The following is a 12563-nucleotide window of genomic DNA, read 5'->3' on the forward strand; positions in this document are numbered from 1 at the left end:
TCCACGCGCCCTGGAACGTTCCAGCAGTCCCCGGCCAGGCCCTACAGATCAAGATGGGTGATGCAGCATGACCGAAACGACCGAATCAACCGCGCCCAACGGCCAGCAGCAGCTCAGCCTCGGCACCGACGCCGCGCGCAATCTCGCCACGACCACCAAGACCCCTCCGCAGATGCAGGAGATCACCTCCCGCTGGCTGCTGAGACTGCTGCCGTGGGTGCAGACCGCCGGTGGCGTCTTCCGGGTCAACCGCCGGCTCACCTACACCCTGGGCGACGGCCGCATCACGTTCACCACGACGGGCGCCGAGGTGCGGGTCATCCCCGCCGAGCTGACCGAGTTGCCCCCGCTACGCGGCTTCGACGACATGGAGATCCTCGAAGCCCTCGCCGACCGTTTCACCCAGCGCGAGTGCGAGCCCGGCCAGGCGATCGTCGCCGAGGACGGCCCGGTCGACCAGCTCGTCCTGATCGCGCACGGCAAGGTGGTCAAGATCGGGCACGGCGCCTATGGCGACGAGCAGAGCCTCGGGGTGCTGGCCGACGGCGACTACCTCGGTGAGAGCCTGCTGACCGACCCCGGCCGCTTCGGCTTCACCGCGAAGGCGATGACCTCGTGCACCGTGCTCACGCTGTCCCGCCAGGACTTCCAGCAGATCCTCGACCGGTCGCCCGAGCTGCGCGAGCACCTCGACCGGCTGCGCGACTGCGGCGGCAAGGCCCAGAACGACTACGGCGAGGCCGCGATCGAGATGTCGTCCGGGCACTCCGGCGAGCCGACGCTCCCCGGCACGTTCGTCGACTACGAGTCAAGCCCCCGCGAATACGAGCTGAGCGTCGCGCAGACGATCCTGCGGGTCCACACCCGGGTCTCCGACCTCTACAACCAGCCGATGAGCCAGCTCGACCAGCAGCTCCGGCTGACCATCGAGGCGTTGCGCGAGCGGCAGGAGCACGAGCTGATCAACAGCCGCGACTTCGGCCTGCTGCACAACGCCGACTTCAGCCAGCGCATCCGCACCCGCACCGGCCCGCCCACCCCCGACGACCTCGACGACCTGCTGTCCAAGGTGTGGAAGGAACCGGCCTTCTTCCTGGCCCACCCGCAGACCATCGCGGCCTTCGGCAGGGAGTGCTCCAAGCGTGGGCTCTACCCGCAGGCCAGCGAGGTCAACGGGCACCGGGTGCCGGCCTGGCGGGGGGTGCCGATCTTCCCCTGTAACAAGATCCCGGTCACCGACACCCGCACCAGCTCCATCCTGCTCATGCGCACCGGTCAGGAGAACCAGGGGGTCGTCGGCCTGCACCAGACGGGCATCCCAGACGAGTACCAACCGAGCCTGTCGGTCCGGTTCATGAACATCAACGAGCAGGCCGTCATGTCCTACCTCGTCACCGCCTACTTCTCGGCCGCCGTCCTGGTGCCCGACGCGCTCGGCGTCCTCGAGGACGTCGAGATCGGTCGCGAGGACTAGACAACCGGGGTCTGGAGATTGGCGGTGTTCGGTGTGACGGAGCGGGACCAGAGAGACACACGGCTGAGCTTGGACACCGCGGCGGCGCGTACGCTCGCCACGACGACCAAGACGGTCGCGCAGATGCGGGAGATCTCCCCGCGCTGGCTGCTGCGGGTGCTCCCCTGGGTCGAGGTGGCCGGCGGAAGCTACCGGGTCAACCGGCGGCTCAGCTACCCGGTGGGCGGCGGCCGGGTGAGTTTCACGAGTGCGGGCTCCCGCGTACGGGTGGTTCCGCCGAGTCTGACCGAGCTGCCGCTGCTGCGCGGGTTCGACGACGCCGCGGTGCTCGACACGCTCGCCGGGCTGTTCGAGCAGCGGGAGTTCGACCGGGGCGAGACGATCGCGCGGGCCGGCGAGCCGGCCGGCAGCCTGCTCCTGATCGTGCACGGCCGCGCCGCCAAACTCCAGACCGGCCAGTACGGCGACAGCGTCGTGCGGGCGACGCTGTCCGACGGCGACCACGCCGGGGGCGACCCCCCGTCGCCGCAGGCGCGCTGGCGGTTCACCCTGGAGGCCCGCACCCCGTGCACGGTGCTGGCGCTGCCGTGGGAGGTGTTCCGGGTGGCGGCGGACCGCTCGCCGTCCCTCCGGGACCACCTCGCACGGCACCGGGCCGCGACGGCCAGACCACGCAACAAGTACGGCGAGGCGGCCGTCGAGCTGGCCGCCGGCCACCGGGGCGAGCCCACGCTGCCGGGCACGTTCGTCGACTACGAGCTCAGCCCCCGCACCTACGAGCTGAGCGTCTCCCAGGCGGTGCTCCGGGTGCACACCCGGGTCGCCGACCTGTTCAGCGAACCGATCGACCAGACCCAGGAGCAGCTCAGGCTGACCGTCGAGGCGGTGCGCGAGTCGCAGGAGCGCGAGCTGCTCACCAATCCCGACTTCGGGCTGCTGCACAACGTCGACCCCCGTCAGCGGCTGCCCAGCCGAGGCGGCCCGCCTACCCCCGACGACATCGACGAGTTGCTCACCCGCCGCAAGAAGACCCGCTATCTGCTCGCCCATCCGCTCGCCATCGCCGCTTTCGGCCGCGAGTGCAGCCGGCTGGGCGTCTACCCGCAGCCCGTCGACGTCGAGGGCAGGACGGTGCCCGGCTGGCGGGGCGTGCCGATCCTGCCGTGCGACAAGCTGCCGGTCACCCGCCGCGGCACCACCTCGATCCTCGCGTTCAGGACGGGCGAGGCCGATCAGGGCGTCGTCGGCCTGCGGCAGACCGGCCTGCCCGGCGAGCGCGAGCCCGGCCTCAGTGTCCGCGACATGGGCATCGACGAGCGGGCCATCGTCACCTACCTGGTCAGCGCCTACTACTCCGTCGCGGTCCTGGTGCCCGACGCGCTCGGCATGCTGGACCACGTCGAGATCGGAGCCACCACTTGAGCGGTCAGCCCTTCGAACTGCCCGACTTCTACCAGCCGTATCCCGCTCGGCTCAACCCGCACGTACAGGAGGCCAGAGAGCACTCCGAGCGCTGGGCCCGCGACATGGGGATGCTGGAGGGCTCGGGCATCTGGACCCTCGACGACCTGCGCGCCCACGACTACGCCCTGCTGTGCGCCTACACCCATCCCGACTGCGACGGACCCGAGCTGAGTCTGGTCACCGACTGGTACGTGTGGGTGTTCTTCTTCGACGACCACTTCCTGGAGACGTTCAAGCGGTCGGGCGACCGCAAGGGCGGCAAGGCCTATCTCGACCGGTTGCCCGCCTTCATGCCCATGGAGCTGACCGATGGCCTGCCCGAGCCGGCCAACCCCGTGGAGGCCGGGCTGGCCGACCTGTGGGCCCGCACGGTGCCCGCCCGCTCACCCGACTGGCGGGCCCGCTTCGCCGAGAGCACCCGGCATCTGCTCAACGAGTCGCTCTGGGAGCTGTCCAACATCAACGCGCACCGGGTGCCCAACCCGGTCGAGTACATCGAGATGCGGCGCAAGGTCGGCGGGGCGCCGTGGTCGGCGGGGCTGATCGAGCACGCCGTGGGCGCCGAGGTGCCCGCCCGCATCGCCGGCTCCCGGCCGATGCGGGTGCTGCGCGACGCGTTCTCCGACGGGGTCCACCTGCGCAACGACCTGTTCTCCTACCAGCGGGAGGTCGAGGACGAGGGCGAGCTGAGCAACGGCGTCCTGGTCCTGGAGACGTTCCTCGGCTGCACCACCCAGGAGGCGGCCGACGCCGTCAACGACCTGCTCACCTCGCGGCTCCAGCAGTTCGAGCACACCACCCTCACCGAGCTGGGCCCGCTCTTCGTGGCGCAGGGCCTCGACCCGCTCTCCTGCGCGGGTGTGATGGCGTACGTGAAGGGGCTGCAGGACTGGCAGTCGGGCGGTCACGAGTGGCACCTGCGCTCCAGCCGCTACATGAACGAGCGGGCCCGGACCGGCGGCGTCCTGGGCCCGGCGTCGATCACCGGGCTTCTCGGCGCCCAGCGAATCCGGTCGTTCACCCACGTCCCCCACCAGCCCGTCGGGCCCTCGCGCATTCCCGAGCTGCCCATGCCGTTCGAGCCCCGGCTCTCGCCCCACCTCGACCGCTCGCGCGCCAACGTCATCGCCTGGGCGCACGAGATGGGCATCCTGGAGGCGCAGCCCGGGGTCACCGGCTCGGCCGTCTGGGACGAGCAGAAGATCGCCGACTACGACCTGCCGCTGTGCGCGGCCGGCATCCACCCCGACGCCTCCCTGGAGGAGCTCGACCTGTCGTCGGCCTGGCTGGCCTGGGGCACCTACGGCGACGACTACTTCCCCGTCGTCTTCGGCCGCACCCGCAACCTGGCCGCCGCCCGCATCACCGTCGAGCGGCTCCGCCTGTTCATGCCGCTCGACGGCTCCGCGCTGCCCGCTCCGGCCAGCGCGCTCGAACGCGGCCTCGCCGACCTGTGGTCGCGCACGGCGGGGCCGATGGAGCCCGAGGCCCGGCGCAGGTTCCGCACGGCCATCGAGGACATGATCGACAGCTGGCTGTGGGAGCTGGACAACCAGACCGCGAACCGGATCCCCGACCCCGTCGACTACGTCGAGATGCGGCGCAAGACGTTCGGCTCCGAGCTCACGGCCAGCCTGTGCCGCCTCAGCCACGGTGACCAGGTGCCCCGCGAGATCTACGACAGCGGGCCGATGCGGTCGCTGGAAAACTCCGCCATGGACTACGCCGCCCTGCTCAACGACGTCTTCTCCTACCAGAAGGAGATCGAGTTCGAGGGCGAGGTGCACAACTGCGTGCTGGTCGTGCAGAGCTTCTTCGGCTGCGGCTATCCGGCCGCGCTGGACGTGGTGGCCGACCTGATCGCGTCGCGGATGCGGCAGTTCCAGCACGTGGCCGAGCACGAGCTGCCCGTCCTGTACGACGACTTCGAGCTGTCGGAGGAGGCCCGGGGCGTGCTGGGCGGCTATGTGCGCGACCTGGAGCACTGGATGTCGGGGATCCTGGTCTGGCATCGCGAGTGCCGGCGCTATGACGAGTCCTCGCTGCGCCGCCACCACCAGCCGCCGCGGTGGCGGCTGGGTGGGCCGACCGGTCTCGGCACCTCGGCCGCGACCCTCGTCTTCGGCGCTAGGGGAAGGCCCACAGCGCCGGGTCGCCCGATTCCGGGTGCGCCCGGTAATACCAGCCCATCAGGGTCAGCAGTCGGCGTTGGTACGCAGTGACGTTGTGCAGCCTTATCCAGCACTCCGCCGGGGGCACCGCGGGCATGATCAGCACGCGCAGGCCCGACAGGTCGATGAAGGCCAGCTCACCGGTGTCGACGTCCACCTGCCCGCGGTCCCGGTGGCAGCACGTCAGCGCCCTCCTCAGCGCCTCGCTGTTGGTCACGTCGATCTCGCCGACGAGCGTCAGGAGGGGAGGGTCTGTCGCCTCGCTCAGGGTGATCCGGACGAGGTCGTCCTCGTAGATCAGTTGTCGCGTGACGTCCGCGTCATCGCTCACCGGCCTCACACCCCCTCTTCTACGAGCGTGGGGGTTGTCTCCGGACCGCCCGGTGGCCCTGCCACCAGGGAGGATGACCGCCATCAGCAGCTGACGATAACCCGCAACCAGATTACACGAAAGGTGTTTTGTTTCGTGATATTCGCAATAAAATAGTGGTATTAGAGCGCACAGTTAAGTAGATCCGGCCTGAACGCCAGAACGCCCGGCTGATCGAGATATCTCGATCAGCCGGGCGTTCGCTTGCCCTGCGGACTACCTTGCTCGGCCGCCCTGTAGACGGACCTGGCCGCGCCGGCGGCTGCGTCGCCGACACCACCCGCCACTGTGGTGCTCGTCGCCGCCGGAGTCCGGGGCTCTCACATTCGCGATGATCTTCACCGGCCGGGGCCGGACGGCCTACCGAAAGCCGCCATCACCGGCCTGCGCCCGCCGGGGTTCGCTCCTGGGGAACACCGCCGCCATCAGGCGGTGCCTCCCAGCGCGATCCGCTCTTTACTGTTCGCCCCTGGCCGCTGGACGCGGGCGCGCGCTCATGCCCCCGCAGAGCGCGAGCACCGAGACCCTGCGGCATGGAACCGCGGTCGTCCTAGTAGCGCGAGTTCGGCGTGCGGACCGGCGGCACGCGGGTGCCCGGGGTACGGACGGGCGGGGTCACGGTGCAGGGCGCGCAGGTGCGAGGGGTGGTGCTGGTGCTGGTGCTGGTGCTGGTGCTGGAGGTGGTGGTGCAGGGCACGACGTTCGGGACGCGGACCGGCGGCACCTCGACGCACGGCAGGATGATGTCCGGGGTACGCGGGGTGCACGTCGGGGCGGGCGTGCACGTCGGCGCGGGCGTGCACGTCGGCGCGGGGGTGCACGTCGGCGCGGGCGTGCACGTCGTGGTGGTGTTGCACGTCCTGGTGGTGGTGCACGTGCCGGTGGTGGTGGTTGTGGTGGTCGTTCCCGGCGTGCGGACGGGCGGAGTGGTGGTGGTCGAGTCGCAGATCCGCACTCCGCAGGTGCGGGTCGTGCCGGTCCCACGGTTGTTGTTCAGTGCCGAGACCCGGACGTTCTCCAGGTGCCCGATGCTGAGGACGTCAATGTTCTTGAGGGAGTTGTTGCCCACGTTGTTGAGCAGCGCGAGGTCGTCGATGACCGACAGCTGGCTCCCCAGTTGGTTGCCGGTGTTGACGGGGTTGGGGCCGACGTCCGCCGAAGCGCTCGCGGCAGAGAGCCCGATCACGAAGCCGGCGATGGCTGCACCGGCGAGAATGCGACGCATCATTTTACTTCCCCTTCGTTGGAATCGGCGCTGAATGCGCGTCATCTAATTCACCCTCACAGGGTTGCGAGAGGCGCGAATAACGATCCACCGCACGGCCGAACGGCGCAAGCTGAAAGAGCTAAGCCGAAGTCAAATACGCGCCCCAATTCCTTGTAGGGGGTCGTCTTGATGTGATTGGTCCAGATTTGCGAGATGTCGTCGGCGTAAGGCGGCGATAATTCCACTGAGGTGGTACGAAAAGCAGCGTTGCCAATACGACGTACACCCCGTCTCGCAGTCCGCAGGCGGCGCCACGTCGCTTCTCGCCGGGCCCGGACGGTTCTCGCAAGCGGCTCTCGCGGGCCAGGGCGCAGGCCACCGCGTCATGCCACCACGTCGCGGAGCCGACGCCGGTCACTCGCCGAGCGCGTCCAGCGCTCGCCGAGCGCGCACAGCTCTCGCTGACGGCTGCTGCGAGGCGCGCACAGCCTCAACTGACGGCGCTCGCCGAGCGCGCACGGCTTTCAGCTGACGCCCCTTGCGAGGCCGAGGGACGCGGCTGCCACGCCAGGTGCCCACGTCACCAGGCCAACGCGAACCGCTCGCCGACCGGGTCGGTCGCGCCATGAGCGGCGTTCGGCATGCCCCGTCTGAATCACCGGGCGATGGCCGGCGACGGGCGACACCAGCGGACGAGAAGGCGCGGGGGACGCCGGCCGGCAGCGCACGAAAGGGCCCCAGCCAGGAACAACCGGTGGCCGCGAGCAAGAGACCCGGCGAGGACCACAGGCGAGAAAAGCCCTGCCAGGACGGCGGGCGAGGAGGGCTTTGGGAGACTGCGGGTGAGAAGGGTCCGACTGGACCGAAGGCGAGAAGACCGCAGGCGGGGGTCCGGCGGGACCGCAGGCGAGAACGACCGCGGGCGGGAAGATGGTGGGGAGGGGTAACGGTGGGAGGTGAGGAGGTCGGGCGGTGGGGTGGTTCCAAGTCGGGAGTCTCGGAGCGTGAACCGGGGCCTGGATGGGCAGGGCCTCGGAGTCGCCGTTCTCGCCGTGAGACCGGTCGCGGATGACGGGGCGCGGTACGGCCTGGGGGCGGTCGTACCAGCCTTGGAGGAGGAAAGGCGGCGGCCCGGACCGGTCCGCTGAGAGAGCGGGCCGGCCCGGGCCGAAGACGCTTCGTGCTCGGTGCGCACCGAGCCGGTCCGTGGCCTCGCGAGAATCCACGGTAGATCCAGCGGTCCGCACATGGACGTGCCATGTGCACCCCGGCCCGGAGAGCGAAGGGATGGCGGCCTCGGCGGCTCGTACGGCCATGCGGCCGACGAGCCGGCGACGCACCTTCGCGTCCGTGCCATGGGGGAACGTCAGTTGTTGTTGGCGACGTCGACGGCGACGTTCTCCAGGTGCGCGATGGTGAGGACGTCGATGTTCTTGATCGAGTCGTTCAGCACGTTGTTGAGCACGTAGGCGTCGTCCACGATGCTGATCTGGCTCAGCAGGCTGTTGCCGGTGTTGACCGGGTTGGGGCCGACGTCGGCGGAGGCCGCGGAAGCGGAGAAACCGAACGCGATGCCTGCCATGGCTGCGCCGACGAGAATGCGACGGATCATGATTTGTTTCCTCCGTTTGTTGGGCGCGGAATTTCCAGCGCCATTGTCGTTTGTGCAGGGCGGTGAGGTGCCGTCAATAACGATCCCGACACTCGACGAGGTCCGCAACCCAAGAAGATCTGGCCGGAGTCAAATAGCCGCCTCGTTTTCTTGGCACACGAGTTTCGCGCTGCCGAAGAGGCCAAGTCATATACAGAATGTATGGCCCGCTCCACCGCGCGGTTTAAGCATGATCACCCGAAGCTTGGCGAACTCCATCCGGGCCGGTGGACGTTCGCCGGGATCGACTGATGCGGCCGGTGAAGGCGTGGCTATCGCCTGGCGTTTTCCGCAGGCGGCCGTGACCGGCGCCGGCGCGGGCGGGCCCGCGCGGGCGTCCGGCGACCGGCATGCCGGTGTCGTCAGTCCGGATAGCCGGTTTTGCCGTCCGCGCCGGGTTCGGCGAGGCGGTCGAGGGCGGCCGAGAGCCTGCGCAGGGCCTCCAGGGACTCCCGGGCCCCGGCGGCGCCGAGCTCGGCCACGAGGCGGTCGGCGAACGCCTGGTGGCCGGGATTGATCTTCTCGATGGCCGCCCGGCCGGCCCCGGTCGGCTGGAGCAGCTTGGCGCGGCGGTGCGCGGGGTTGGGCCGGTATTCGGCCAGCCCCTTCTCCACCAGCAGGTCGGCGACCCGCTGCACGCCCTGGCGGGTCATGCCCATGGCGCGGGCGATGCCCGCCACCGGCAGCGGCTCGGGCAGGACGGCGCCGAGCACCTGCCACCAGGCCGCCGTCAGCCCGACCGGCCGGGCCAGCTTCTCGGAGACGTCCAGGAACTGGCCGTTGAGCCGGAAGGCGGTCAACGCGGTCGCCGAGAGCAGGTCGGCTGACTCGTTCATGCCGACATGAGCACTTCGTAGGCCGACGCGTCGCTCCTGGAGTGGAGCCGGAACCAGGCGCCGAGCACGTCCGGCCGGCACGCGTCGAGACGGCGGAGGATCTCGCGAGCCTCGCGGGCGAACGGCGCCAGCTCGTCGCCCTGGTCCCACAGGTCGGCGCCGGCCAGGATCAGCAGCGCGCTGCCGGCCGGGTCGAGCCGGTCGAGCGCGAGGTCGGGGGCGACGCGCAAGCCGCCCATGGTGGTGATCGGCTCGGCCGTCAGTGCGACCGTGACCAGGTCGTAGCCGCCGGGCTCACGGTGGAAGCGTCCGCTGCGGAGGTGGGCGGTCGTGTGACCGGTCTCCCAGTCGGCCATCGTGTCGTAAATACCTACATGCACCGGTCTCTTCATGACTATATGCTGTCATAACGACAACATGCTGTCAATGAGATCCCGTGCGAGGATAGCTCCATGGCAGAGATCGTCGGCGGGGGACGTCCGGTCAACGACGCCGAGCGCCGGGTGATCACATACCTGCGAGACCACGCGCCGGCCGAGTGGCTGCTCCTGCACAACGTCGAGGTGCCTCGCGGCGAGGACGTGTTCGAGGTCGACCTGCTCGTGCTCACCGGCCACGCGCTGGTGGTCGTCGACGTCAAGGGCACGCGGGGGCGCATCGAGGTGTCGGGTTCGCGGTGGTTCCCCCCGCGCAGAGAGGCGTACGGCTCGCCCGTCACCAAGCTGAGAGGCACCGCGCGAGCGCTGAAGGGCCTGCTCGTCTCCAAGGCCACCCAGCTGGAACGCGTCTACGTCGACAGCCTCGTCGTGCTCACCTCGCCCGACGCCAAGCTGGTCGACCCCGCCGGGCGCGACGTGGTCAACGTCACCGACCTGCCCGGCCTGATCCCCACGCTGAGCGACGTCTCGCGGGTCAGGCGCGGCTGCAGCCCCGACATCAGGCCCTACCTCACCGCGATCCTCGACGCGCTCAACCAGACCGTACGCCGCAGCACCGCGCCACCCAGGTTCGGCAACTGGGAGGTCGAGGAGCAACTCGGCGGCGACGCCAAGGTCACCGAATACCGGGCCTTCAACGCCACGCTGCCAGGCAGCGAGACGGTGCTGCTCCGCGTCTACCAGGCCGACCCGCTCGCCGACCACCAGTGGCGGGCCGCCGAGCGGCAGCGCATCGCCAACGCCTACCAGACGCTGACCAGGATCCCGCCGCACCCGTGCGTGGTGCGCTCCCGCGACTTCTTCGCCATCGACGACGAGAGCCGGTTCGTGCTGGTGCTCGACGACGTGCACGGCGAGACGCTGCAGCTGAGCCTGGGCCGGGGCGTCCGGCTGAGCGTGATCCAGGACCTGCTCCGCGGGCTCGCCCACGCCCACGCCCACGGCGTCATCCACCGGGCGTTGACGCCGGCCTGCGTGCTGGTCACCGACGACGGGCACGCGGTGCTGACCGGGTTCGACTACGCCAAGCCGGGGCCGCGCGACTTCACGGTGGCCCACGAGCTGAGCAACGTGCTCGACGCCCACTACGTGGCGCCCGAGTGCCAGGACCGGTCCGACCGGATGTCGGCCGCCTCCGACGTCTACGCGGCCGGGGTGATCGCCTACCAGCTGCTCACCGGCCAGCTGCCGACCAGCGCCGACGCTCACGGCCCCGATGTGCCCGAGGTGGTGCAGCGCATGCTCGACCACTCCCCCGCCAAGCGGCCGACCGCCGCCGAGTCACTGGAGGCGCTTCAGGGCATGCAGCAGGTGTCCCGCCTGCGACGCCTGGTGCGCCGCATCGTGTCAGGCCCCTGACGTGCGGACGGGCAGGTCGCGCCGCAGCTCGCTGGCGTGCTTGAGATAGTCGCGGGCGAGCACCGTGCGACCGGCCGAGCGGTGCAGCTCGCCCAGCAGCTGGGTGGTCGAGGCCGCGCCACTCCGGTCGCCCAGCTCCTGGAAGATCTCCAGTGACCGTTCGAGCGCGGCCGAGGCGGGCGCCAGCTCGCCGCGGGTGACCTGGAGCCCGGCCATGCTCTGCAGGGCGTAGGCGCGGCAGTGCCGGTCGCCGAGCGACTCGGTGATGTCCAGCGCGTGCCGGTGGAAGGACATGGCCCCGTGCAGGTTGCCCATCTGCAGGCAGACACAGCCCTCACGGTGGGAGTCGCCCAGCTCCTGGGCCAGCCGCATGGCCTGGCGGAGCGACTCCGACGCCTGGGCGAGCTCGCCCGTCCTGAGATGGACCCGGCCGATGGCCTGGCGGACGAACGCCTCGCCGTGCGGGTCGTCCGCGGCCAGGAACATGGCCAGCGCGCGCCGGAAGTGGCCGAGCGACCGGGCCTGCCGGCCGCTGAACTGGCTGTTCGGTGGTGGCGGTCCAGGCGGCCAGCACCCTGGACAGCGCCTCCCGGTCGTGGCCGCGTTCTACGCCGGCCCGGTCCGCGCCACGGCCGCCAACACCTGCGTGAAGTGGGGTGGCAAGGCGGGCTCGACGAGTTACGAGAGCCCGTTCGAGCACTGCGGCTGATCCCCCGTGGATCCCCTGTGGGTCCCGCCTTGGTCCAGGCGGTCCCGGCGTCCCTCCTGCCGCCGGGGCCGCCTACGCCTGTCCGGCGAGGTCGAGCGCGTCCAGCACGTCGACGACGTACATCCTGGCCTTCTCGGGGGCGCCGAAGGCGAGCCGGGCGCCGATCCGCCGGCCCGGGAGGGCGTCCGGCCAGCCGGCGGGCGCCGTCCCGGCCGCGAGGTCGAAGGCGGCGGGGCCGCCGCGGCGGTAGGACGAGTCCACCACCCGCCGGCTGGGCCATTCGGCCGTCACGTACTGCGCCACCACCTTCGAGCCGGGGCGGACCTCCGCGCCGGAACCGTCGATGAGGACGCGCGGGGCGGCGGTGGGCGTGAGGTCGGCAGGAACGGCCGGCAGCGGGCGGCCCACGAGGCGCGCGTCCGGCGGGTAGCCGCCGATGATGTCGAAGACCAGCACCACCGCGTCCTGGGGCGCTATCCCGGTGAGCGGCACGCCCGGCCCGGCCGCGTGGGCCGCCGGGCTGATCAGCATGACGCGCGAGCCCGCTGGCCGGTCGATGAGCGCCTCGTGCCAGGTGCCGGGGAGGTCGCGGCCGTCGAAGGCGACCGCGACGGGCCGGTGGCCGTCGTACGTGCTGATGTACGGCCGGTCGCCGGACCACTCGTGGACGGAGACGTCCGTCAGCACCACGTCGCCCGGGACCGTGCGCCGGCCGTCGCCCGCCGACAGCACCATGACCCGGGGGGTGTGTCCCGGCTTGGCGTCGGGAACGGCGATGACCGGCCGGCCGCCGAACCCGCCCGTCACGGTCGGTACGTCAGAGGTGGCGAGCACGGCAGGCCAGAACAGACGCACGTTTTCTCCCAGATAGCTCCCGGCCTGTCC

At 70.6% G+C, this 12563-nt stretch carries 12 protein-coding genes; 5 read left to right on the forward strand and 7 right to left on the reverse strand.

Going from position 1 to position 12563, the window contains the following annotated elements:
* Positions 1–67: 67 nt before the first annotated feature.
* The 3 genes from AC5L3X_RS02080 (at position 68) to AC5L3X_RS02090 (ending at position 5160) form a co-directional block, all read left to right on the forward strand.
* Positions 68–1474 (forward strand): family 2B encapsulin nanocompartment shell protein, encoded by a 1407-nt coding sequence (locus AC5L3X_RS02080; protein WP_189122144.1) that lies wholly within the window; start codon positions 68–70, stop codon positions 1472–1474.
* Between the two features lie 69 nt (positions 1475–1543).
* Positions 1544–2896, forward strand: a complete 1353-nt coding sequence (locus AC5L3X_RS02085) for a family 2B encapsulin nanocompartment shell protein (RefSeq protein WP_494854687.1) — start codon at positions 1544–1546, stop codon at positions 2894–2896.
* A complete protein-coding gene (locus tag AC5L3X_RS02090) occupies positions 2893–5160 on the forward strand; it encodes a terpene synthase family protein (protein WP_494854689.1) in 2268 nt (755 codons plus the stop codon). The genes AC5L3X_RS02085 and AC5L3X_RS02090 overlap by 4 nt, the downstream gene beginning before the upstream one ends.
* Here the strand turns inward: AC5L3X_RS02090 and AC5L3X_RS02095 are convergent.
* The 5 genes from AC5L3X_RS02095 to AC5L3X_RS02115 all read right to left on the reverse strand — a co-directional run bounded on the left by AC5L3X_RS02095 (position 5066) and on the right by AC5L3X_RS02115 (position 9565).
* On the reverse strand, positions 5066–5440 hold the full coding sequence (locus AC5L3X_RS02095; protein WP_494854690.1) for an STAS domain-containing protein: 375 nt from the start codon (positions 5438–5440) through the stop codon (positions 5066–5068). The genes AC5L3X_RS02090 and AC5L3X_RS02095 overlap by 95 nt on opposite strands.
* A 589-nt stretch (positions 5441–6029) precedes the next feature.
* Positions 6030–6707: a hypothetical protein gene (locus AC5L3X_RS02100; RefSeq protein ID WP_494854691.1), complete on the reverse strand. Its 678-nt coding sequence runs from the start codon at positions 6705–6707 to the stop codon at positions 6030–6032.
* A gap of 1345 nt (positions 6708–8052) precedes the next feature.
* Positions 8053–8298: a hypothetical protein gene (locus AC5L3X_RS02105; protein ID WP_494854692.1), complete on the reverse strand. Its 246-nt coding sequence runs from the start codon at positions 8296–8298 to the stop codon at positions 8053–8055.
* A gap of 401 nt (positions 8299–8699) precedes the next feature.
* Complete coding sequence (locus AC5L3X_RS02110) at positions 8700–9173, reverse strand: MarR family winged helix-turn-helix transcriptional regulator (RefSeq protein WP_494854693.1); 474 nt, start codon at positions 9171–9173, stop codon at positions 8700–8702.
* On the reverse strand, positions 9170–9565 hold the full coding sequence (locus AC5L3X_RS02115; protein ID WP_494854695.1) for a DJ-1/PfpI family protein: 396 nt from the start codon (positions 9563–9565) through the stop codon (positions 9170–9172). The genes AC5L3X_RS02110 and AC5L3X_RS02115 overlap by 4 nt, the downstream gene beginning before the upstream one ends.
* A 60-nt stretch (positions 9566–9625) precedes the next feature.
* Between AC5L3X_RS02115 and mads6 the strand changes: the two genes are divergently transcribed.
* Positions 9626–10969, forward strand: a complete 1344-nt coding sequence (mads6, locus tag AC5L3X_RS02120; RefSeq protein WP_494854697.1) for a methylation-associated defense system protein kinase MAD6 — start codon at positions 9626–9628, stop codon at positions 10967–10969.
* On the opposite strand, the gene AC5L3X_RS02125 is transcribed toward mads6, so the two are convergent.
* On the reverse strand, positions 10958–11455 hold the full coding sequence (locus tag AC5L3X_RS02125; RefSeq protein WP_494854698.1) for a tetratricopeptide repeat protein: 498 nt from the start codon (positions 11453–11455) through the stop codon (positions 10958–10960). The genes mads6 and AC5L3X_RS02125 overlap by 12 nt on opposite strands.
* On the opposite strand from AC5L3X_RS02125, the gene AC5L3X_RS02130 reads away from it, so the two are divergent.
* Positions 11454–11678, forward strand: a complete 225-nt coding sequence (locus AC5L3X_RS02130; protein ID WP_494854700.1) for a hypothetical protein — start codon at positions 11454–11456, stop codon at positions 11676–11678. The two genes, AC5L3X_RS02125 and AC5L3X_RS02130, sit on opposite strands and share 2 nt — an antisense overlap.
* Before the next feature lie 72 nt (positions 11679–11750).
* Here AC5L3X_RS02130 and AC5L3X_RS02135 read toward each other — a convergent pair whose 3' ends face one another.
* Positions 11751–12533 (reverse strand): FKBP-type peptidyl-prolyl cis-trans isomerase, encoded by a 783-nt coding sequence (locus tag AC5L3X_RS02135; RefSeq protein ID WP_494854702.1) that lies wholly within the window; start codon positions 12531–12533, stop codon positions 11751–11753.
* Positions 12534–12563 lie beyond the last annotated feature (30 nt).

Source organism: Nonomuraea sp. CX421, assembly GCF_059358955.1.

What these genes read in the sequence shown, in the direction of transcription:
- AC5L3X_RS02080 (WP_189122144.1), top strand. Translation starts at nt 68, where the DNA reads ATGACCGAAACGACCGAATCAACCGCGCCCAACGGCCAGCAGCAGCTC.
- AC5L3X_RS02100 (WP_494854691.1), bottom strand. Translation starts at nt 6,707, where the DNA reads ATGATGCGTCGCATTCTCGCCGGTGCAGCCATCGCCGGCTTCGTGATC.
- AC5L3X_RS02105 (WP_494854692.1), bottom strand. Translation starts at nt 8,298, where the DNA reads ATGATCCGTCGCATTCTCGTCGGCGCAGCCATGGCAGGCATCGCGTTC.
- AC5L3X_RS02110 (WP_494854693.1), bottom strand. Translation starts at nt 9,173, where the DNA reads ATGAACGAGTCAGCCGACCTGCTCTCGGCGACCGCGTTGACCGCCTTC.
- AC5L3X_RS02115 (WP_494854695.1), bottom strand. Translation starts at nt 9,565, where the DNA reads ATGAAGAGACCGGTGCATGTAGGTATTTACGACACGATGGCCGACTGG.
- mads6 (WP_494854697.1), top strand. Translation starts at nt 9,626, where the DNA reads ATGGCAGAGATCGTCGGCGGGGGACGTCCGGTCAACGACGCCGAGCGC.
- AC5L3X_RS02130 (WP_494854700.1), top strand. Translation starts at nt 11,454, where the DNA reads ATGGCCAGCGCGCGCCGGAAGTGGCCGAGCGACCGGGCCTGCCGGCCG.
- AC5L3X_RS02125 (WP_494854698.1), bottom strand. Translation starts at nt 11,455, where the DNA reads ATGTTCCTGGCCGCGGACGACCCGCACGGCGAGGCGTTCGTCCGCCAG.